The following is a 20,256-nucleotide window of genomic DNA, read 5'->3' as shown; positions in this document are numbered from 1 at the left end:
TGAAACGCCATATATTGCAATGTTAGGAATTAGGATTAGCAAACGCTTCTTCGATTGCACGTGCCAAAATCGCGACTGATCGATTTAACTCTTCTTCCGTATTATCCACACCACCTATTTCAACTAAGATGGATTGCTTCGACAAATCTTGATTATAAATTCCATTTACGCCCGCACCTTTTTTAGCAATAACACCACGCGAGATACCAGGCACTAATTCTGCCATTTTTTTAGACAACTTCTCAGCGTACGCTTCATTTGCCTGGTAACTTGGATTTTTTGTTCCGATGACAATGGCCATGCGTGCATAAGAAGTGCCATTATATGTGATAGTCGATAAATTTCTTTTTGCAGAATCTCTATGAATATCCAAGATTAAATCATAATCTTTTTTTTCAATTTGCTTTTTAACATAAGGACGTACTGCATCATACGCCTGGTAAAATTTCATTTGTTTTTGACTCATCACTTTCTGAGTATCAACATCCAAAAGGTCCAATTGAATATTATTTTGTTTAAAATGATTTGTGAACAATTTTCCTAGGGATTGGATATTCTCTGTATTATGATACGCAGTTACTGCCTGTTGATGCTTTCGAAGTATAGGCGCATATGCTTCATGCGAATGTGTAAAATATACCAATGCATCAAAAGAAGCTTTTGATTTTTTGTCCGATACTTTTGTTGCTAACCCCTTTTTAGCAGCATAAGCAACTTTTGTTTCTTGTACAGGGGACTCAATGACTGGTTTTCCATTTGGCTTTTGTTCAGCCAACACCGGGATCTTAGCTGCAATAATAGGTAGTGAAAAGAAGATTGCTAAGAATAATAAACTAAATTTCCATCGTTGTTTGCGTCTTCGCATTCTATATCCCTCCTCCTGTCAGCTTATGAAGGAGGAGAGAGAGATAGAACCGTTATGCATTACTAATCCATCGCGTACAAACACTCGATAGCATGTTGATATAAGCAGAGAGCCAATCATCAATATTTTTTGGCGTCACAAAAAGCCGTTGCTGGCCTGTTAGAACCTCTTGGAATAGCTGAAGTCGCTCTTCTTTGTCCCACTTCACCCAATCACCAAAGATGGGAATCAGTGCCTCTGTTTGTATCTTCGTATCTTCGCTAGGCGTATAGGCAGAAACAGATAAAGCTTTGGACGGCGACTTCCCTTCTGATATCTGTGCGGAGATATATTTGAACATGGTGTCAATTGCATCTGTTATCAATACAGGACCATCCACCACCGTTGGTAATCCAATTGCTGTGACAGGACATCCCATTGTTTCAAGCGAAATCTCTTTGCGGGCATTCCCTACTCCCGCCCCAGGCTGAATGCCTGTGTTTGTAATTTGAACTGTTTTACAGAGTCGTTCGCTCGAATTAGTCGCGAGAGCATCAATTGCAATGATTAAGGATGGCTTAATACGATCCGCCAACGCTTTGACAAACTCGCTCGTTTCATATCCTGTTTGCGCTGTTACTCCTGGCGCATAAATCATACATCTATCTTGAATTAGTTCATCCTGGTTGTGGAGCTGTTCAATCGTCATTGGACCCACGGCATCTGGTGTAATTGTGCGATTGCCCAACCCTATTATCAATACTTTTTCAAGCGACTCTTTTTTATGAAGTTTTTGCAGTGTTCTAATGATTGACTCTTCGAACATCTCAAGACCTTCTTGGTCATAAGGGTCTAACGTAGGTACAGATAAAGTAACATACGTGCCCTCTTTTTTACCGATATGTTCTTCTCCTTTTTGGGACACAATAACTTCTGTGACCTTTACAATATTTTCCCAAGTTTCTTTTATATCAATTCCATTAGATTCCCTTAGTGTCTCTCGCTCTTCCTCTGTCTTATGATTGATAAAGGCTGTTGTTTCATCGACTAAATCAACAGTTGACCATTTAAAATTTTCCATTCTATCACCTCTTCGTTAGTTTGACCATTGTGTCAAGTAAATATTCTTTGCGATTGTCTCTTGATTTTTATAGTAGGCATTTGCTATAATGATGCTTGTTGTATAGACACATACAGTTGAGAATTTACTCATCTCGATCCTTTTTAGGAGGTGAATTTGAAATGCCAAATATTAAATCTGCAATCAAACGCGTAAAAGTTAACACTAAAGCTAACGCACAAAACGCACAAGCTAAATCAGCAATGCGTACTGCTGTAAAAAAAGCTGACGCTGCACTAACTGCTAAAGAAGAAAACGCAAACGAACTATTAACTCTTGCTGTTAAATCTTTAGACAAAGCAGCTTCAAAAGGCTTGATCCACAAAAATGCAGCTTCTCGTCAAAAAGCTCGTTTAATGAAAAAAGCTTAATCCTTGATGGGATTCAAAAAGGCTAGAGAGAAATCTCTAGCCTTTTTTTATTGCATAACTTTTGAACATGTAAAAAGAACCGTTCGACTACGGAAGGTTCCTTTATTTAATGCTAGAATTAACTTAACTTTCCTTTTTTACAACTTCAACTCTATCTTTCCCCATCAATAGTACAACAATGACAGAAATGGCAATAGGAATTAAAGCCATAGAAAATGTGAAAGTAACAGAGTCCGACAAAGCATGGACTATTTTATCAAGTATAAAACTAGGAATCTTTGCGCGTTCACTGGCTTCAAAAAGTTGCCTCGAATTATCTGTATCCGGTATATAGTTGCCATTCCCCATTCCCTTAAAGGCATCAGTCAATTTTTGTGAAAACCCACTACTTTGTATAGCACCAAAAATGGTAATACCAAGTGTCATGCCAAACGAACGCAAGAAAGAGTTAGTTGAGTTAGCTGTCCCTCTAAAATTCGGTTCAAGGTTATGGATAGAAGCTGTCGGCAGAAGAGAGAACGAAAAGCCAACGCCAAATCCCACTAAAATCATATAAACGGTCAAAAGTAGCCTTGCTGTATCAGGCGTCAATGTACTAAGAAGATACATACCTGCAAAATAGGATATAACAGAAATTATCATTAATCTTTGGAAGCTTGTTTTAGTAAGGAAAATACCACCCATCGCACTGCCTACTACTGACCCAAGCATCATGGGCATTAATATTAACCCTGCATTTGTTGCCGACCCGCCATAAACAGCTTGAACAAAAATCGGAATAAAAATCGTCAAAATAATAAACGTACCGCCATATAAAAAAGCTAATATTTGTGAAGCAGCAAATAGACGTCTGCGGAAAAGCCAAAATGGTAATATTGGCTCTTTTGCTTTTATCTCGAATATAATAAATGCTATAAAAAAAATTATAAATCCACTAAACAAACTGACAATTTCAATGGATAACCAATCAAACTTCTTGCCGCCTAGCTCTAATCCAAACATTAAACAGATGATTGCTGCTACGAGAGTAATTGCCCCACCCCAATCAATTTTTTGATTTTCGAGTGCTGAGGATTCTTTATAGTAGCGAAGAATGAAAAATAATGAAATAATGCCGATGGGCACATTCACATAAAACACCCAATGCCAGCTGATATACTCTGTGATGTATGCGCCTAATAACGGACCGAGCACACTAGATGCACCAAATACTGCACCCAATAATCCCGTTATTTTCCCTCGCTTCTCAGGTGGATATATATCAAACACGATCGTAAAGGCAATTGGCATTAAAGCGCCACCGCCTATACCTTGGATCGCGCGGTAAATGCTTAGTTGTGTCATTGACTGTGCAATTCCACAAAGTGCTGACCCAATTAAAAAAACGACTAATCCAAATATAAAAAAACGCTTACGTCCAAACATATCCGATAATTTTCCGAAAATCGGCATCCCTGCCATAACAGCCACCATATAAGCGGATGTTACCCAGATAAACATGTCAAAGTCCCCTAAATCCGACACATTCGTTCCCATTGCAGTTGCCACGATAGTATTGTCCATGGCGGACATCAAAATCCCTAGCAATAATCCCGCAACAACAAACCGGATATTGCTCTCTTTTGTAATCATGTATTCACTCTCCCTTCTCTAATTCACAGTATATAGTAAAAAGGATTGTGGTATCGCTATAATATTCGTTTTTAAAATAGAAAAAAGCTAGCTCAAATAAGCTAGCTTTCCTTCTATCTATAATGGTTTCATTAAAAAGAGTTCTAGGAATCTCTCTCGTCTACCGCTGACCGACTTTAACTTGAGGTCGACTTCACTCAGTCCATACAATGCTTTCAATAAAGCTTCTTCCGATATATTTCGTCTGTCTTCTACTATACGTTTGATCCGATAAGGATTGACCTTTAACTGCTTGGCGATTTGTCCTGAATGATAACCTTTCTTCAATAAATAATAGACATTAGACATCAACCTAATTTGTGAAGCTAAAAGCGCGACAAGCATAATGGGTTCTTGCTTTTGCCGTATTAAATCGTGATAAATAGAGAGCGCTTCAGAAACATCATGGCGGATATAAGCATTCAACATTTTAAATGCATCCTGTTCCAATGTCTTTGAAACGAGTTCCTCCACTAAAGAAGCAGTGATAGTTGTTTCTTCACCAAGATATAAGCAAATTTTATCTACTTCTGATTTCAGATGAAGCATATCCAAGCCAACGAGTTCAATTAGTTTAGCTGTTGCTTCATCTTCAATTAACTTGCCAAACCTGGCTACCTCATGTTGCACCCAAACAGCCAAATCTTGCTCTTTCGGGGTTTCAGCTAACAAATATACCGCATGCTCTTTCATTTGCTTTGTTACCTTTTTTCGTTCATCTAACTTTTCATACGGTGCAATAAAAATTGTCACAGATGTGTCTGATGGAAATTCTAACCATCTAGCAAGCCGTGTCAAATCATGTTGGATTTTTTCTTTTGTTTTATCCGTTGCCTTTAAAAACGAAGCATTCTTTGCAATAATCAACTTCTTGTTTGAGAAAAAAGGAATCGTATCTGATTCATCAATTACTAGATCTACTGGCTTCTCATCCAAATCTATTGTAACTGATTCAACCTCTCCTTCTTCTTCTAACTTATCTTTGATTCTGCGTATCGTTTCGTCTATATAATAAGATTCGAGGCCCGCTAAAAGATAAACAGGCGCCAATTTCCCTTTTTGAATATCAGCCCATAATTTTGAAAACATAATGATACTCCCCCTACTACTGCTCCTTTAAGTATACATGTGTTTTGGTGGATATGCACTGTCTTCGCTAAGGAAATGGATAGTGGATTTTTCTAATTGTTATTTCTTATACTAAAAATATTCTTTACAAAGTCTTCTTTACACTTAGTATAATCATTGATATTTAACCCTGTAGCTGTATTATTAATATATTCTTGTTTCAGCTTCATATAGCGATGTTTAACTGCTTCATTCGCATTTAAATAATCCCTAAAGAATAGGAGATTATGCCAAAGATCTTTTTGATAATCAACCAAATGTACAAAGTGGGTTTTTTCTTGATAAGTATCATCCGTAAACTTAGCCAACACCTTTTCTTCAGGCCGTTCTACTTTCAACCTTAAAAAACCAACTTTTAAAAAGTCTCTCAGCAATGATTCATCTACTTTTTTTAGATTGTCTACTCCTACTAAAATATCAATGATCGGCTTGGCAGGCATATCTTTAATTGCCGTACTGCCGATATGCTCGATACGCTCTGCAGCTAGACCTGTATGTTCTTCTATAGCTTTCCGTGTTTGCTGGAACTCTTCATTCCATTCAAGCGAATAATCTATCAACTTTACTTCATCCCGCTTCAATCCTAACTTCATGAAATGCCTCCTAATAATTTGTTTAAGTTTAAATTTAGTTGACATATTACTACTTTAAGCCCTATTTTAAATCTATTGCAGAGAATGCCATTTTCCGCATTCAATCTAGATTTTTCACAGCCGTTACCGTATAATTAAATCGAACTAGGAGGGATAGTAATGAATCCATTTGAACAAGAGGTACAAAGCAAAAGAAATGACGCGATCGATTCAGGCGTTGGATTCGGCGTATCATTCGCATTCTTCGCAATCATGTTCATCATCGCAACAGTTATTGAGTATGTGAATTTATAAGTCTTTATTCCGAAAAAAGCTTTGTCATTTGGACAAAGCTTTTTTCTTTTCAAGAAACTCTGCCGTTGTATGGATTTGCCATGAGTCTTCTTTGACTGACAACTCGATTGATCCTGATTCCGCTGTGTTTAAAGTAGTATAACCTAATCTTTGATAACGATCGACCACTTCCTGGCTCGGATGACGATACCGATTATTTAAGCCTGTAGAGAATATGGTAAGCAAAGGCTTTGTTATATTCAAAAAAGGCTCCGAGCTTGACGTTTTACTTCCATGATGGCCAGCTTTTAGTATCGTTAGTCCCGCTATATCCGCTACGTTATTTCCGATGAGCTGCCTCTCCCCCAACTCTTCTAAATCACCGGTAAAAACGCTTTTAAATTTGCCAAACTTTAGCAGCAGGACAAGAGAATCATTATTACCCTCATAATTAGTATCCGTAGGTGAAATATATTTGAATTCAGTACGGTGTTCTGCCCAGCTATAACCTGCCATTCTTTCTTTTAGAGGAATTCTTTTTTCCTTGACGAGCTTAAGTACCTCTCCCATCACTGCCTTCTCCCAAGAGTTTGGACTTATGTGTATTTCTTTCACACGCAATTCCTCAATTACTTCTTCCGCACCTTCAACATGGTCTGCATCTGCGTGCGTTAAAATCATTGCATCCACTGAGCGTATCCCTCGACCTTTTAAATATGGGACCACCACCCTCCTACCTACTTCATACTCATTCTTAGGTTCCTTCCATTTTTCCTGGCCAAAACGAAGTAAACCGCCTGTATCAATTACATATACTTTTTTGCGATATGGTAGTTCAATCACTGCGCTATCCCCTTGGCCAACGTTTAGATAAGTAATGCGTAAATCTCGGTGCAAGCTTGATGAAAAATAAATGACCAAAACCGGGAATAAAATACATGCAGCTGCTCGGACAAAATATTTTTTCTCAATATAAACAAAAGCAGTTAATACACCTATCATTGCTAAGACACAAAGAAGAATGTCCGGCCTGCCTGACACCCACATTTGATAGGGTATTTCCTTGCAAAACAAGATCCCTGAGGTTAACCATGTTCTCAGTGGTTCATATACTGCAAAAATTAGATTAGAAAGCGGTAAAGATATACCTGTTAATACAAGCATAATGAGATTAATTGGCAAAATCACAAACGAAAATAGGGGCACGAACACAAGATTAGCCACGAATGAAGAAAGGCTCAGCTCGAAAAAGTGGTAAATCAATAAAGGGTAGACTAATAGCTGACAGACAAATGTCATATAAAATGATTGGAGCAATACATGATTTGAAGATTGTAAAATCCTACTTGAATAAATTAGCGCAGCTGTCGCCAAATATGACAATTGAAACCCCACTTGAAATATCATAGCTGGCTGATAGGCAAGAAGCAAAATGAAACTTATAGAAAGTGCATCATCTACCGTTAATAATGATTTGCTTGCTCGACTAATCATCATTATTTCTACCACAGTCACAGATCGCCATACCGAAGGGGCCCCACCAGCTAGACAAGCATACAGCGGAAGAACAATCATGATAGCCAGTGTTGCATGCTCTTTGCGGACATGGCACCTCAGCATTATCTCAAAAAGCAATAGCGTGATAAGCGCAACATGTAACCCAGAAATAGCGAATAAGTGTGTGATACCCAGTTTTTGATAAGCGCGACTGAGATCATCATCCACATTCCCTTGGTCGCCAATAATCAGTGCCTCTGCTTCAGCTGCTAAACGTTTAGGGAATGTCCTTTCTATATGCTTTTTAACTTTTAATCGTTGCTGTGCCAAAACGGAAGAAATACTTTTCTTTTTTCCAATATATTCAGCTTGTTCAATTTCATAAATGCCTATAGCACCTTGACTCTTCAGGTACTCATCCATTGAAAAAGCATATTGATGCGCAGGCATATTAGCTGGCGTAAGTTTTCCTTTAACATGGAACATAGCCCCACTTAAAGAAATATTTTCGTATTCTTCTTTCTCTTCTTTGTTTGAAAACGTCATGACCGTATAAATTTTGGCACCACTGTCCGTTATAGAAAAACCACGCAATTTAGCGCCACTGATTGTATAGGAACCAGTCCATGTAATCACCGCATGCTCTGGAATATGTTCTTTTAAATCTTCATTTCGATTCTTTGTATAAAAAAAGGCAGAAAAAGAAAAAACGGCGATAATGGCAAGAAGCCATGTTTTTTCTTTTTTCCACCATAGAAAACAGCTATACGGAACGAATAGCCAAAGAAGAAAGCTATCTTTAAATGCTGCGAGAACAGCAAGCATAATAGCTAAAGCTATATATATTAATTTATGTCTAAAAGAGAATGGCCAAATAATTCTTCCACCTTCTGTTCGTAAGGGGCCAATTCTTCAGGCGTTGCACCATGTTCACGCAATTTAGTAAGCATGTCCATATAGAGCATCATTTTTTCATCACTTAAAAAGTCTATTTTTCTCTCATCAAAAGGTACATGTACGACATTCACTTTCGCTTGCGCCAACAATTCGATGGCGTACGGGTTATTCTTGTAGTCTGTTGCATAGTATAAGTTTTGGATGCCTGCTTGTATGATAGATTTGGTACATGGCAAACAAGGAAAATGCGTCACATAGAGATCTGCTCCTTTTGTCGGCGTTCCATATTTCGCACATTGCAACAAAGCATTAACCTCAGCATGCACTGTTCTAACGCAATGATTGTCCACAACATAGCACCCATTATCGATGCAATGGTCATCTCCGGAAATCGAACCATTATAACCTCCAGCAATAATTCGTTTCTCACGGACTATTGTAGCCCCTACTGATAATCTTGTGCATGTACTTCTAAGTGCAAGCAAATGGCTTTGCGCCATGAAAAATTGGTTCCACGTGATTCGCTCCATATTATTGCCTCCTGTAATTATTACTTATTATATTCAGTGTAATTTTAAGAGACATCTTTTTCAACAGGCAAACGGGCTATTTAATTGACTGTTATTTGATCTTGTAGCGATTCAAATGTTTTGTCACCAATTCCCGTTACATTTTTTAAATCTTCAATTGTTTGAAAAGATCCATTTTCTGTCCGATAGGCAAGGATAGCTTGGGCTTTTGCAGGACCAATACCATTTAAGGTTTGCAAAACTGATTCATCTGCAGTATTGAGATTTACTAAATTTGAAGAACTTTGGCTACCACCGCTTGGACTGCTAGTATTGATAGACGGCTGGACTGCGGTTTTGTCGTTTGATGCAATGGACAGCACTTCTTCTACCTCTTCGCCTGTTTGGGGCACGTAAATAACCATCTCATCCTGCAACTTTTGTGCATGATTGATTTGCTTAGATTGTGCATTCTTAGCATATCCTCCAGCCAGCTTAATAGCATCTATAACGCGGCTATCACCATCCAGCTTGTAGACCCCTGGATTTTTGACCGCTCCTTTGACATCTACCATTATGGATGTAGACGCTACGATTTCAGTTTTTTCAATCGATGTGCTATTTGATTTGCCATTTGCAAGATCAGCAGTATTTGGTTCGTTTAATTCGTTTTGTTTTTCAGCACGGGAAAATAAGTCGTCCTGTGGGGGTGTGGACGATTGTTTGGAAAAGTATATAAAAGTAAAGAAAAAAATAACGATGGCTATGGGGATGCCAAATTTTTTGCCATTTTTCTTCAAAAAAGAAGGAATTAGTCCGCACATCCTTTCTTTGTCAGAAGGCAATATACGAAGCTAATTCCAGTATATAGGATATTCATTTTTTTGAAAAGACTATTTTACAGCCCGGAAGAAAATTCTTTCAGAAAATTCTACAGGCTCTTTTTCAGCAAAATCAGCTGTGATAAAGATATCCTGAAAGCCGGCTTCTTTGAGCATATTTTTATACATTTCTACATCAAATGTACGCTGTGTATGAAATTCTTCAAATCTTTCATAATACCCGTTATCTAGTTGGGAATAGAAAACAATGTCATGATGGACAGAATGAGGTTCTTCACCTTTTTCAGTCATCCACAAATAGCTGACTTCTCCGTCATCATAAGTGAAAGGAGAGTCCATAAAAAGTTCATCCATTTTGTAAATTGAATGCACATCAAAAAACAGCTGTCCGCCGCTTTTTAATGATTCATATATACGCTTAAGTGTTTCTCTTACCGCATCTTCTTCTAGAACATAGTTGATAGAATCTATCGGAATCGTAATGACATCGAGATGATTGAAACCCTCAAGCTCATCCATGGACATGCAATAGAGAGGAATATCAAGGCCTGCTTCTGCAAAGTTTTGAGAAGCTACCATTAGCATATCTTCAGAAAGATCGATGCCGCTAACTTTATAGCCAAGAGCCGCAAATTTTGCGGCCATTGTCCCTGTACCGCAGCCAATATCCAAGAGATTGGGATAAGAGGCAGGCGATGCATGTGAAGTGACCCAATTGACATATTCATCATATGGAACGTCTGTCATTAAGCCATCATATATTTGTGCGAATTGTGAGTAGCTACTCATTCTGGATCCACTGCTACAAATTTTTCAGGCGCGTCTCCCCATAGACGTTCTAAGTTATAGTAAGCGCGTTCGTCCTTGTGGAAAACATGACATACCACTTCACCTAGATCTACTAAAATCCATCGAGCCGAATCAAAACCTTCAAGCCTTTTTACTTCATAGCCTGCTTTATGAGCAACATCTGCGATTTCACGCGCAATTGCTTGGGTTTGGCGATCGGAGTTACCATGGCAAATTAAGAAGTAATCCGCCAAAAGTGAAATCCCCTCCATATTTAACGCAACTATATCTTCTGCTCTTTTGTCATCACAAGCTTTAAAAGCAATTTCTAATAAATTATTTGCCATATATTTGTTTTCCTTCTTTCCTTTGACTTTACGCCAAAACATATACTTATGTTACGCAAGTTTAGTCTATATTAACCGTTGATTTAAGTAAGAGGTTGCTGAAAAGTTCTTATATATTACTTCTTCTTTTTTGCAATATATCATTGTAGCACTGGAAAGAATCTGGGAACACAGGTTGACCCTTGCTGATAAGAAACCCAATTGAGTGCGTAATACATTTACTCATTAGTTCATCTAAAGGTAGCTCTTGTGCAGCTTTCCTCAACTCTTCAACCCCTGAAAATTGACGGTTCGGTTCAATCATATCAGCGATATAAATGATTTTTTCTAAATCACTCATGTTAGCGCGCCCTGTTGTATGGTAGCGAATCGCATTGAGCAAATCTTCATCTTCTACATGGAATTCTCTTTGCGCAACATAAGCACCTACAGGACCATGCCATAATTCATGGTGGTATTCAAGCAGTAATGGATTCATGTTCTCGCCTTTAATAACTTCCTTCATCCAAACACGGTCCGCATATTTGCATGAGTCGTGCAGAATTCCCGCTGTTTCCGCTTTTTTTGTATCTAAATTGAAGCGCGTTGCTAATTCGATTGCTGTGTCTGCAACGCCAATGGTGTGGATATAACGACGCTCAGGCATACGGTCTTTCATTGCAGCTAATAATTCATTTCGTCCCATATAAACCTTCCTTTCGTATGTACTCCTCCACCGCAGGCGGCACTATAAATGTAACTGGTTTCCCTGCATGTAATCGCTCGCGAATCATTGTTGAAGATAAATCGACCATCGGCGCCTCAATCTTTTGCACAGGCAACGACGTGCTACCAACTGAACCAGGGCGGTGTACACCAACAAAATGGACTAGCTTTGTCAATTCCTCAATATGATACCATTCATCCAACATATCTATCATATCTCCGCCAATGATAAAATAAAACTCTACTTCTGGCTCTAATGCTGTTAAGGCTCTTAACGTATCATAAGAGTAAGATACGCCGCCATGCTTGATTTCATAAGGTTCTACCGTAAAATGTGGAACCATCTCTGCAGCGAGTTCTGTCATATGAAATCGCTGTTCTGCTGTTGCATCTTCTGGTTTAACTTTATGCGGTGGTATTGCATTTGGCATGAGGCGCACTTCATCTAAATTAAGCGCATAATACGCTTCATTAGCCATGATTAAATGCGCAATATGCGGCGGATTAAAAGTGCCGCCGAGAAGCCCTACTTTTTTCATGGAATCAAATCCTTATTTTGCTTTTGGCAATTCGATTTTGCGATGTTCACGTTTTGATGCTTGTTTATATAAAACAACTGTAAGACCAATCAATTGAACAAGTTCTGCATTTGTGCCTGAAGCTAATTGTTTTGCCACATCATGCTTATCTTCTTCACAGTTGTCTAAAATACGTACTTTTAATAATTCACGCACTTCTAATGCTTGCTTAATTTGTACAAGCATTGCTTCATTAACACCGCCTTTGCCCACTTGAAAAATCGGCTGTAATGAATGTGCTTCTGCACGTAAAAATCTTTTTTGTTTACCTGTTAACATAAAATCAATTTCCTCCTATTTGCCGAAGCAAAAGTTCTTCTACATCTTTCGCATTCGGGTACGAGCCCATCCAGTAACTGTAACTAAGTGCACCCTGATGGATAAACATACCTAGCCCTGTCACAATGGTGGCTCCTGATCGCTTTGCTTCTTTTAAAAATGGCGTCATCATTGGATTATACACAATATCTGCTACAATTGCAGTCTTAGACAGCCGTTTGAGCCCAATGGGCATTGAAAATTCACTTTTATTTAAACCTGCAGCCGTCGTTTGGATAATAATATCATATCGATCCAAATCCTCTGATGCTCTCTCTAAGGTAAGCGCCTTAGCCTCTATATCCAAATCATCACAAATAGCCTGTGCCTTGCTGATTGTACGATTGGCAATATTAATTTGCCTATATCCAGTTTGCTTTAAAGCAAACGCAATGCCCCGAGCGGCCCCGCCCGCTCCAATTAGCAAGACAGACTTATGGCGATGGTCTATGCCAACTGCTTCTTCTAAAGAACGTACAAAGCCAAGCCCGTCCGTATTATAACCTTTATACCGACCATCCTGCATCCTTACGACTGTATTAACCGCACCCATCTGTGCAGCTGTGTCATCAATCTCATCAAGGAATGGAATAATGGATTCTTTATGTGGTATGGTCACATTCCAGCCGCTGCAGCCAAGTAGTTTTAATGAAGTCACGGCTGCTTCTAAATTTTCTGGCAATACATGAACCGGGATATAGCTTGCATTTTTGCCCTCTTTTTCAATCCACGTACTATGCATTAAAGGCGACAAAGAATGCTCAATGGGGTTTCCTATAACGGCATACCATTTCTTCATCTTAGTTCCTCCCTATATCAATGACGGGCGAACTTGCACTTCGACTCCTTCTGGTGCATATGCCGCAATTACGACATTTGGATCTTGTATTGTAATCCAGCCAAGCCCAGAAAAGACAATATCAGTTTTCGCTTCTTTAATTGAAAATTCATGGCGTACCAATTTCGGCAGTGCATCCATATGTTGCTTTGTAGGCGGTGATAGCAGCTCGCCTTTATGGTTTTCGTAAAGTTCATCTGCATTTTCGAGCTTAGTACGATGAATTATCAGTTCATTAGCAATATGCACTGTAAAGGCTGCCCTCTCGCCTTTAATAAAATCAAATCGCGCAAGCGCGCCGATAAATAGAGTTTGCGCCGGATTTAATTGAAATACCTTTGGTTTAATTTCTTTTTTGGGCATAATATATTTAAGCTCTGATGGATTTAAGTAATGCGCCATTTGATGATGATTGATAATACCCGGCGTGTCATAAATAGCTTGTCCATCTTCTAACGGGATTTCAATCATGTCTAGCGTAGTGCCAGGGAAATAAGAAGTAGTGATGATATCCCCTGCTCCTGTTGCTCTTTTAATAATGCGGTTAATGAATGTAGATTTCCCTACATTTGTACACCCAACAACGAAAACATCTTGTCCATTACGATAATTCTCTATTGCTTCTATCGCTTCATCCATACCGCTGCCTTTGTGCGCACTGACAAGCAAGACATCGATTGGTTTTAGCCCAAGCGCTTTTGCTTCTCTTTTCAGCCAATTAATCACTTTTTGTTTTTTCACTGATTTTGGTAACAAGTCCGCTTTATTTGCGATGAGGAGTACCGGATTATTGCCGACAAAACGATGTAATCCAGGTAACCAGCTCCCATTAAAATCAAATATATCTACAATTTTTACGATTAAGCCTTTTTGAGTACCAAGGCCGTTTAAGATGCGCAAAAAGTCGTCATCTGTCAAAGAAACAGGCTGAAGCTCATTGTAATTCTTGAGACGGAAACAGCGCTGGCATATGATTTCTTCTTTCTCTAACGTTGCTGCAGGAGCATATCCTGGTGCATTTTTATCTTCAGTTTGGATGGTAGTACCACAGCCAATACATTGTGGCATGTCTTTCATTCTTTTTCCTCCCACGTTTTAATTCCTTTTTTGCTTAAATATTTAAAAACACGGCGTTCGATGAAACGATTGAATCGTGTAACAAAACCGTCCGATTGTGCAACAGGCTTTACTAAAATCGTATATAACCTACTACGGTTTGCTCCCATCATATCTGTGAGCATTTGATCTCCCAGCATGAGCACTTTTTCAGGTTTCATATCAAGTAATGCAAGAGCACGTTTAAATCCCTTGCCAAGCGGTTTTTGTGCTTGGAAAATATAAGGAATTCCGACCGGATCTGCAAATTTTTTGACGCGTGCCTCTTTATTATTTGACAGAATGACAACCTGTATTCCAGCATCCTTCATCTGCTGAAACCAGGCAATTAAGTCCTCTGTAGCATCTGCACGATCCCATTCGATTAATGTGTTGTCGAGATCTGTAATAATCCCCCGAATGCCTTTTTCTTTCAGCTTTTCCGGCGTAATATCAAACACCGAAAGTGCAAATTCCTGTGGCATAATCAATTTGTACATTTTTTCCTCCAATAAATCTATTATCCTGCATTTACAGGCTGTTCCCCTAACAAATATATTTGCTCAAGAAGCTAGGAAGGGGTGAACCTCCCGTAAAAGCCCAATGGTTTATCTACGCTCTACAAATTATAGCATATGTGCAAATGCTTGACCCACTTGGATCTTTTGACCGGGAACAGTTTGTTCCAAGAATTCTGCGCTATTGGGTTCAAAAAGCATCACAACGGTTGATCCAAAACTGAAGAACCCTACTTCTTCTCCTTTTTTCCACTCTGTTGTTGTATTCGTCAAATGAATGGAATTCACGAACATGGCACCTACTTTAATGAACGCGCAAGTGGCACCGTTTGCTGTTTGTAGCTCTGTGATTTGTCGGTAGTTTTTTGAAATCGGCTGATCCCCATAAGTCAATCCTAAAGAATTAACGGGATAAGATTTTCTTCCAAGTGTAAATTGTTTTATCACTTCACCATCAATCGGACTATGAAGCCTATGATAATCCGCCGGACTAAGGTAAAACACAATGTATTTTCCATTGATATACTTTGCAATATTTTCTTCTTTGCCTAGTAGATCAACAAGGTTGTACCTTTTTTCCTTCACCAAAAATATACTGTTTTCTACAATATCGCCGCAGGATTCAATTTTTCCATCAACTGGGCTTGTATACAATTCAGTTCCTTCTGCAATCGGCCGAGCACCCTGTTTTAATTTCCGAGTGAAAAAGTCATGTAGATTGTGGTATGTGTTATTTTCCGTTTCTTGCGTATCAATTCCATATAATCGTATATAGGAAGAAATTATTCTTTTGCTAAAGCGAGAACCAGCTACTCCTCGCAGTATCGTAGACGACCACCTGCCGTTTGTTAATTCTACAAGTGACCGGTAATATTTTTCACGTAACATTGACAACCCTCATTTTAAAAAAGTTTTACACTCCCAATTAAAAGAAGTATAATATTGTAATACTGAACATAAAGGAATGATGTCCATTGTTTTTAATTGAAGTAGTGGATACCACAATTAAAAAAATGAAAGCACACTTAGCTAATACTATCACACTAGGGAATATCTCATTCGGCGGCGCCTCTATTATGGCAACCATCCATGAATCCTTTAATTATGCTGTATTGTTTATTTTCATAGCTGCCTTTTTGGATCGTTACGATGGCAAAGTGGCACGGAAATTCAATCAAGAATCAGAGCTAGGAAAACAATTGGACTCCATGAGTGATATTATATCATTTGGTGTGGCTCCAGCGATATTAATGTATGAAATGACACTTGTCCATTTTGGCACGATCGGTATGATTGTCGCTGTATTATATATTGCATGCGGTGCATTTAGGCTGGCTCGTTTCAATATTACAGAATCCAATGGCTATTTCAGCGGTCTGCCAATTACCGCATCTGGTGCTATCTTAACGTTAACATTTTTCTTCATACCGGTATTATCCCCAGTTTTTTATATGTTTTTATTCCCACTTCTATCAGTTCTTATGATTAGCACGTTTACATTAAAGAAGGTTTAATTTGGCGAATAAGTATGACCTGCATTTGCAGGTCATTTTTTTGTTGTAAAATGACTTCTCTTGTCATATGATGTGTTACTCACATGTAAGGAAGGATGACGACAATTAGCTCCCTTTTAACAGCCATCATGCAACTGTGGGTCGATCTCCCCGTCTTACTTGGCTATTTAAAAGGCCAATCGTTTCCGCAACCCTTTTCAAAAGAGGAAGAAGCCGAGTGTCTCGAACGGTATATGAATGGCGATGAATCTGCAAAACTTGAACTCATTGAAAGAAATATGAGGCTTGTTGCGCATGTCGTCAAAAAATTCCATCCGAAACACGAACAGCTTGATGACTATATTTCCATTGGGACGATTGGGTTAATGAAAGCGGTAGCAAGCTTTACGCCGCAGAAAAAGACGAGGCTTGCTACATATGCAGCTCGTTGTATAGAAAATGAAATACTAATGCATTTAAGAAGCCAGAAAAAAGTTCAAAAAGACGTGTCTTTACACGAAACCATCGGCTCTGACAAAGATGGTAACCCGCTAGAAATTGCAGATTTTTTGCAAAGCGATGAACCTTCCACCGAACAACAGATTGAAAGGTGTGAAGAAGAGCAGCTTTTATATGAGCATCTAGATTTATTAGATGACCGTGAATTAAGCATTATTCAACAGCGCTATGGACTCGGCCAGCAAGAACCCAAAACCCAGAAGGAAATTGCAAAAGACATGAATATATCCAGAAGCTATGTTAGCCGCATTGAAAAACGTGCACTAGTCAAACTGTACCAGCATTTAAAAAAGAAAAATCATCGAAATTTCGAGCAATAAAAAAGAACTGCCATATATATGGCAGTTCTTTTCTATCTTTAAGATTCATTCATTCGGAAACTTCTGATACCATTATAAGGCTTAATACTGCTGTAATTGCCATAGCCGCCGCCATAATAAAAGTCATGAGAATCCCTCCCGCATCCTAAGTATGTAAGTATCTGTTGCTTTTATCTTACCACTTAAAAGAAGGCTTTGAATGGAACATTATGAACAACTGCTGTCTAAATTTTGGATAAATTGTGTCAGGCCACTGCCTTACGCTAACTTTGAAATAACCTTCAAAACAATCTCTGTTGAATGTTTTGCTGCTACTTGTAAAAATTCATCAAAGCTGATTGCAGATTCTTTGCCAGCAATATCAGAAAGAGCACGAATGACCACAAAAGGAGTATCAAATTGATAGCAAACTTGCGCTACAGCAGCTGCTTCCATCTCAACAGCTTTCATTGATTTAAAATCCCCACGTACTTTTTCCACACGAACAGGATCGTTCATAAACGAGTCGCCCGTTGTGATCAGACCAACTGCAAATTGGTGCTCGCCTATTTCTGTTACAGCTTCTTTCGCGATTTCGATTAGTTTTTGATCTGATTGGAACATAGCTGGCATTTGTGGAACTTGTCCGATTTCATAGCCGAAAATAGTAGCATCCACATCATGATGCCTTACTTCGTCTGAAATAACTATTGCACCGATATCAAGATTTTCATCATAGCCGCCTGCAGATCCTGTATTAATGACAATATCCGGTTTGTATTCATGCAGTAGCAATGTAGTTGTCATGGCTGCATTGACCTTGCCAATCCCGCTCTTCAGAAGGATGACATCATGGCCTGCGTATGTACCTGTCGTAAATTCACTATGCGCCATGGTTCGGCTCTCCGTATTTTCTAGTGTGTTTCTTAAATATTCTACTTCTTCTTCCATTGCGCCAATGACAGCAATTCTCATTTTTATACTTCCTTCCTTAAGATAAATCTACTCCGTACTGGGCCGTAATCTTCCCTTAGGAGATAGTCACTTATACTACATAACGCTTATTATATTACAACATAAAGAATGGCGATGCCTCACTTATTGGGGGCATCGCACATATTTTAATAAGCGCCTTGATGTGTTTTTAAGACTTCCAATTTAGTTGGTTTCCAACCTTTATTAGAAATCCACTCCATTGAAACACGATAGTTCTTGGTCTTGTCTTTTGAAGAAACAATCCCGATTGACGTATTCGGGCTACCACCGTTCTTAACATACCATATAATCATATCATTTTCATCTAAGCCTGTCGTATGAGCAATCGTTTTTATTTTTTCGTTCCAATCAAGTGAACCTTTTGTATAGCTTGAATTATGGACATCGCTGGATTCTTTTTGTTTTGTTTTAGTTGGCTTCCATTTTGAATCGGTAACAACTTTTTTCACGTTTGGATCGTTAGATTCTTCGACTTTAGCCGTATGACTGTATTGGTCACTGTCTTTCTTACTTTCTTCATTATCTTGTGTTTCATCTGATGCTGAATTATTCTCTTCATCACTAGCCGTCTCTTCTTGTTCACTAGACGAATTATCGTCTTCCGCTTGTGCATCACTTTCTTCTTCAGCTGCGTCTGCTTTTTCTTTCTTGGCCTCTTCCGCTTGTTTTGCTTTCTCTTTTTCTAGCTCTTTTGAATCTTTTTCTACTATATTATCTTTTTCGGATTCATTTTCTTGCGGTGTTTGTTGGGCAACTTTATCACTTTTAGTGTCTTTGTTATGCGAGCCGCCAATGACAATGAATCCAGCTACAACGAGTATAAGTGCAGCTACAACACCAATTAACACATTCAATATTTTATCCATTTTCTTTTTATCTGTGTTTTTTGGTTTTTTGCCATTCGGATTATATCGGCGTCCAATTTCAGCCATAAGTCTCCCCCTTACTTCTTTACATGATGACGCGCATCATCTGGTTTGGTTTCTTAATACTCTTGTCTATCATAGCATAAAAACAGAATACGCTTCTAGCTTTGCGAGTATACATGAAAAGCATTCCAGGTAGCCCTATAGCGTATAAAATAAGGATTAAAGTCTTATTCATTTCTTTTACAAGTAACCGCAGACCCAATAACATGCTTTTTAATTGTTACTGTCGTTTCATTTCCGTAGTTTTCAAAACAATCAGCTATAATTAATTGATTCGTATGGTACTGATATTTAATGATGATCATGAGTGATATACCCAAAGTTAAAATGCCAACGCTACCGAAAATCGCGATTAACTTTTTCTTTTTAGATGTTTTCAATTAAATCTTCCTTTCCTTCGTTTAATAATTCAGAATATAATTTATTTACTCTTTCCTCATTCAACCATTTAATAATGACCGATACGTTTACTTAATCTATTTATAACAAAAACCTCACTTGTTGAATACAATAATTTCCGCTTAATTGCGTTTAATAAAAAAAAGAAGACAATACAAACGATTGTCTTCTTTAAAAGGATTTACTTTTTATTTAATAGAAATAATCTCGACATCCATGTCTCCACCAGGTGTATTAACTTTTACGCGGTCTCCTACTTTATTGCCAAGTAGGGCTTTAGCGATTGGCGAATCATTTGAAATGCGACCCTCGAAAGGATCTGCTTCTGCTGAACCTACGATTGTGTAAGTTTCTTCGTCGTCTTCCTCTAGGTCCTTGAATGTTACTGTACGGCCAATTGTTACGATATCAGATGTACTTGCGCCTTCTTCGATAATCATGGCATTACGAATCATTGTTTGCAAAAGCGAAATACGGCCTTCTACAAAGCCTTGTTCGTCCTTCGCAGCATCATACTCGGAGTTCTCCGATAAGTCACCAAAACCACGAGCTGTTTTGATGCGTTCAACAACTTCTTTACGTTTAGTTGAAATTAAGAATTCTAATTCTTCTTCTAGTTTTTGCTTACCCGCTGCAGTCATTGGGTATTGTTTTTCTGCTGCCATTTTATTCACTCCTCGATTGCTTC

At 38.5% G+C, this 20,256-nt stretch carries 25 protein-coding genes; 4 read left to right on the top strand and 21 right to left on the bottom strand.

The window, feature by feature from the left end:
* Positions 1-22: 22 nt before the first annotated feature.
* The gene (spoIIP, locus tag F0527_RS05385; RefSeq protein ID WP_150284027.1) at positions 23-865 is read right to left on the bottom strand and encodes a stage II sporulation protein P; all 843 of its coding nucleotides are present in this window, start codon (positions 863-865) and stop codon (positions 23-25) included.
* Between the two features lie 52 nt (positions 866-917).
* The gene (gene gpr / locus F0527_RS05380; protein WP_150284026.1) at positions 918-1,925 is read right to left on the bottom strand and encodes a GPR endopeptidase; all 1,008 of its coding nucleotides are present in this window, start codon (positions 1,923-1,925) and stop codon (positions 918-920) included.
* A gap of 161 nt (positions 1,926-2,086) precedes the next feature.
* Between gpr and rpsT the strand changes: the two genes are divergently transcribed.
* Positions 2,087-2,335, top strand: a complete 249-nt coding sequence (gene rpsT / locus F0527_RS05375; RefSeq protein ID WP_066786268.1) for a 30S ribosomal protein S20 — start codon at positions 2,087-2,089, stop codon at positions 2,333-2,335.
* A 123-nt stretch (positions 2,336-2,458) separates the two neighbouring features.
* On the opposite strand, the gene F0527_RS05370 is transcribed toward rpsT, so the two are convergent.
* The 3 genes from F0527_RS05370 to F0527_RS05360 form a co-directional block, all read right to left on the bottom strand.
* On the bottom strand, positions 2,459-3,967 hold the full coding sequence (locus F0527_RS05370) for an MDR family MFS transporter (RefSeq protein ID WP_150284025.1): 1,509 nt from the start codon (positions 3,965-3,967) through the stop codon (positions 2,459-2,461).
* 117 nt (positions 3,968-4,084) lie between these two features.
* Positions 4,085-5,095, bottom strand: a complete 1,011-nt coding sequence (holA, locus tag F0527_RS05365; RefSeq protein ID WP_150284024.1) for a DNA polymerase III subunit delta — start codon at positions 5,093-5,095, stop codon at positions 4,085-4,087.
* A gap of 92 nt (positions 5,096-5,187) precedes the next feature.
* Positions 5,188-5,727, bottom strand: a complete 540-nt coding sequence (locus F0527_RS05360; protein WP_150284023.1) for a GrpB family protein — start codon at positions 5,725-5,727, stop codon at positions 5,188-5,190.
* Between the two features lie 159 nt (positions 5,728-5,886).
* Here F0527_RS05360 and F0527_RS05355 point away from each other — a divergent pair, with 159 nt between their 5' ends.
* A complete protein-coding gene (locus F0527_RS05355) occupies positions 5,887-6,021 on the top strand; it encodes a YqzM family protein (protein WP_084246865.1) in 135 nt (44 codons plus the stop codon).
* Positions 6,022-6,045: 24 nt separating this feature from the next.
* Here F0527_RS05355 and F0527_RS05350 read toward each other — a convergent pair whose 3' ends face one another.
* From F0527_RS05350 to F0527_RS05295, 12 genes are all read right to left on the bottom strand, one after another.
* The gene (locus tag F0527_RS05350; protein WP_150284022.1) at positions 6,046-8,322 is read right to left on the bottom strand and encodes a DNA internalization-related competence protein ComEC/Rec2; all 2,277 of its coding nucleotides are present in this window, start codon (positions 8,320-8,322) and stop codon (positions 6,046-6,048) included.
* A gap of 20 nt (positions 8,323-8,342) precedes the next feature.
* Complete coding sequence (locus F0527_RS05345) at positions 8,343-8,924, bottom strand: ComE operon protein 2 (protein ID WP_066786247.1); 582 nt, start codon at positions 8,922-8,924, stop codon at positions 8,343-8,345.
* Between the two features lie 80 nt (positions 8,925-9,004).
* Entirely contained in the window at positions 9,005-9,748 is a 744-nt protein-coding gene (locus F0527_RS05340; RefSeq protein ID WP_223823525.1) for a helix-hairpin-helix domain-containing protein, read from the bottom strand.
* A gap of 48 nt (positions 9,749-9,796) precedes the next feature.
* Entirely contained in the window at positions 9,797-10,534 is a 738-nt protein-coding gene (locus tag F0527_RS05335; protein WP_150284021.1) for a class I SAM-dependent DNA methyltransferase, read from the bottom strand.
* Positions 10,531-10,881, bottom strand: a complete 351-nt coding sequence (gene rsfS, locus F0527_RS05330) for a ribosome silencing factor (RefSeq protein ID WP_066786237.1) — start codon at positions 10,879-10,881, stop codon at positions 10,531-10,533. The genes F0527_RS05335 and rsfS overlap by 4 nt, the downstream gene beginning before the upstream one ends.
* 109 nt (positions 10,882-10,990) lie before the next feature.
* Positions 10,991-11,566, bottom strand: a complete 576-nt coding sequence (gene yqeK / locus F0527_RS05325; RefSeq protein WP_066786235.1) for a bis(5'-nucleosyl)-tetraphosphatase (symmetrical) YqeK — start codon at positions 11,564-11,566, stop codon at positions 10,991-10,993.
* Positions 11,553-12,125 (bottom strand): nicotinate-nucleotide adenylyltransferase, encoded by a 573-nt coding sequence (locus F0527_RS05320; protein ID WP_147193871.1) that lies wholly within the window; start codon positions 12,123-12,125, stop codon positions 11,553-11,555. Before F0527_RS05320 ends, yqeK begins: the two co-directional genes overlap by 14 nt.
* A 12-nt stretch (positions 12,126-12,137) precedes the next feature.
* A complete protein-coding gene (gene yhbY / locus F0527_RS05315) occupies positions 12,138-12,443 on the bottom strand; it encodes a ribosome assembly RNA-binding protein YhbY (protein WP_150284020.1) in 306 nt (101 codons plus the stop codon).
* A gap of 4 nt (positions 12,444-12,447) precedes the next feature.
* Positions 12,448-13,281 (bottom strand): shikimate dehydrogenase, encoded by an 834-nt coding sequence (gene aroE, locus F0527_RS05310; RefSeq protein WP_150284019.1) that lies wholly within the window; start codon positions 13,279-13,281, stop codon positions 12,448-12,450.
* A 12-nt stretch (positions 13,282-13,293) separates the two neighbouring features.
* A complete protein-coding gene (gene yqeH, locus F0527_RS05305) occupies positions 13,294-14,397 on the bottom strand; it encodes a ribosome biogenesis GTPase YqeH (RefSeq protein WP_150284018.1) in 1,104 nt (367 codons plus the stop codon).
* Positions 14,394-14,915, bottom strand: coding sequence for a YqeG family HAD IIIA-type phosphatase (locus tag F0527_RS05300; RefSeq protein WP_150284017.1), 522 nt, complete (start codon positions 14,913-14,915; stop codon positions 14,394-14,396). Before F0527_RS05300 ends, yqeH begins: the two co-directional genes overlap by 4 nt.
* A 126-nt stretch (positions 14,916-15,041) precedes the next feature.
* The gene (locus F0527_RS05295) at positions 15,042-15,821 is read right to left on the bottom strand and encodes a phosphatidylserine decarboxylase (RefSeq protein ID WP_150284016.1); all 780 of its coding nucleotides are present in this window, start codon (positions 15,819-15,821) and stop codon (positions 15,042-15,044) included.
* 86 nt (positions 15,822-15,907) lie between these two features.
* On the opposite strand from F0527_RS05295, the gene pssA reads away from it, so the two are divergent.
* Positions 15,908-16,447 (top strand): CDP-diacylglycerol--serine O-phosphatidyltransferase, encoded by a 540-nt coding sequence (gene pssA, locus F0527_RS05290; protein ID WP_066786218.1) that lies wholly within the window; start codon positions 15,908-15,910, stop codon positions 16,445-16,447.
* Positions 16,448-16,551: 104 nt separating this feature from the next.
* A complete protein-coding gene (sigK, locus tag F0527_RS05285) occupies positions 16,552-17,265 on the top strand; it encodes an RNA polymerase sporulation sigma factor SigK (protein ID WP_066791851.1) in 714 nt (237 codons plus the stop codon).
* A gap of 258 nt (positions 17,266-17,523) precedes the next feature.
* Here sigK and mtnN read toward each other — a convergent pair whose 3' ends face one another.
* The 4 genes from mtnN to greA all read right to left on the bottom strand — a co-directional run bounded on the left by mtnN (position 17,524) and on the right by greA (position 20,233).
* Positions 17,524-18,219: a 5'-methylthioadenosine/S-adenosylhomocysteine nucleosidase gene (mtnN, locus tag F0527_RS05280; RefSeq protein WP_066786216.1), complete on the bottom strand. Its 696-nt coding sequence runs from the start codon at positions 18,217-18,219 to the stop codon at positions 17,524-17,526.
* Positions 18,220-18,365: 146 nt separating this feature from the next.
* A complete protein-coding gene (locus F0527_RS05275) occupies positions 18,366-19,172 on the bottom strand; it encodes a YrrS family protein (protein ID WP_150284015.1) in 807 nt (268 codons plus the stop codon).
* A gap of 164 nt (positions 19,173-19,336) precedes the next feature.
* Positions 19,337-19,549, bottom strand: a complete 213-nt coding sequence (locus F0527_RS05270; protein WP_150284014.1) for a hypothetical protein — start codon at positions 19,547-19,549, stop codon at positions 19,337-19,339.
* A gap of 207 nt (positions 19,550-19,756) precedes the next feature.
* Positions 19,757-20,233, bottom strand: coding sequence for a transcription elongation factor GreA (gene greA / locus F0527_RS05265; RefSeq protein ID WP_066786206.1), 477 nt, complete (start codon positions 20,231-20,233; stop codon positions 19,757-19,759).
* Positions 20,234-20,256 lie beyond the last annotated feature (23 nt).

The sequence above is a fragment of the Rummeliibacillus sp. TYF-LIM-RU47 genome (genome assembly GCF_008638315.1).
Taxonomy (GTDB): Bacteria; Bacillota; Bacilli; order Bacillales_A; family Planococcaceae; genus Rummeliibacillus; species Rummeliibacillus stabekisii.
Note: the sequence above shows the minus strand (reverse complement) of the source record. Positions and strands in the feature narration are given on the sequence as shown.

Excerpts from the sequence above, each read along its gene's own strand:
- aroE (WP_150284019.1), bottom strand. The coding sequence starts at position 13,281 with ATGAAGAAATGGTATGCCGTTATAGGAAACCCCATTGAGCATTCTTTG.
- F0527_RS05300 (WP_150284017.1), bottom strand. The coding sequence starts at position 14,915 with ATGTACAAATTGATTATGCCACAGGAATTTGCACTTTCGGTGTTTGAT.
- rpsT (WP_066786268.1), top strand. The coding sequence starts at position 2,087 with ATGCCAAATATTAAATCTGCAATCAAACGCGTAAAAGTTAACACTAAA.
- yhbY (WP_150284020.1), bottom strand. The coding sequence starts at position 12,443 with ATGTTAACAGGTAAACAAAAAAGATTTTTACGTGCAGAAGCACATTCA.
- gpr (WP_150284026.1), bottom strand. The coding sequence starts at position 1,925 with ATGGAAAATTTTAAATGGTCAACTGTTGATTTAGTCGATGAAACAACA.
- spoIIP (WP_150284027.1), bottom strand. The coding sequence starts at position 865 with ATGCGAAGACGCAAACAACGATGGAAATTTAGTTTATTATTCTTAGCA.
- yqeK (WP_066786235.1), bottom strand. The coding sequence starts at position 11,566 with ATGGGACGAAATGAATTATTAGCTGCAATGAAAGACCGTATGCCTGAG.
- F0527_RS05335 (WP_150284021.1), bottom strand. The coding sequence starts at position 10,534 with ATGAGTAGCTACTCACAATTCGCACAAATATATGATGGCTTAATGACA.
- mtnN (WP_066786216.1), bottom strand. The coding sequence starts at position 18,219 with ATGAGAATTGCTGTCATTGGCGCAATGGAAGAAGAAGTAGAATATTTA.
- rsfS (WP_066786237.1), bottom strand. The coding sequence starts at position 10,881 with ATGGCAAATAATTTATTAGAAATTGCTTTTAAAGCTTGTGATGACAAA.
- greA (WP_066786206.1), bottom strand. The coding sequence starts at position 20,233 with ATGGCAGCAGAAAAACAATACCCAATGACTGCAGCGGGTAAGCAAAAA.
- F0527_RS05295 (WP_150284016.1), bottom strand. The coding sequence starts at position 15,821 with ATGTTACGTGAAAAATATTACCGGTCACTTGTAGAATTAACAAACGGC.
- F0527_RS05320 (WP_147193871.1), bottom strand. The coding sequence starts at position 12,125 with ATGAAAAAAGTAGGGCTTCTCGGCGGCACTTTTAATCCGCCGCATATT.
- F0527_RS05345 (WP_066786247.1), bottom strand. The coding sequence starts at position 8,924 with ATGGAGCGAATCACGTGGAACCAATTTTTCATGGCGCAAAGCCATTTG.
- F0527_RS05350 (WP_150284022.1), bottom strand. The coding sequence starts at position 8,322 with ATGCTTGCTGTTCTCGCAGCATTTAAAGATAGCTTTCTTCTTTGGCTA.
- F0527_RS05370 (WP_150284025.1), bottom strand. The coding sequence starts at position 3,967 with ATGATTACAAAAGAGAGCAATATCCGGTTTGTTGTTGCGGGATTATTG.
- F0527_RS05275 (WP_150284015.1), bottom strand. The coding sequence starts at position 19,172 with ATGGCTGAAATTGGACGCCGATATAATCCGAATGGCAAAAAACCAAAA.
- F0527_RS05360 (WP_150284023.1), bottom strand. The coding sequence starts at position 5,727 with ATGAAGTTAGGATTGAAGCGGGATGAAGTAAAGTTGATAGATTATTCG.
- F0527_RS05355 (WP_084246865.1), top strand. The coding sequence starts at position 5,887 with ATGAATCCATTTGAACAAGAGGTACAAAGCAAAAGAAATGACGCGATC.
- yqeH (WP_150284018.1), bottom strand. The coding sequence starts at position 14,397 with ATGAAAGACATGCCACAATGTATTGGCTGTGGTACTACCATCCAAACT.
- holA (WP_150284024.1), bottom strand. The coding sequence starts at position 5,095 with ATGTTTTCAAAATTATGGGCTGATATTCAAAAAGGGAAATTGGCGCCT.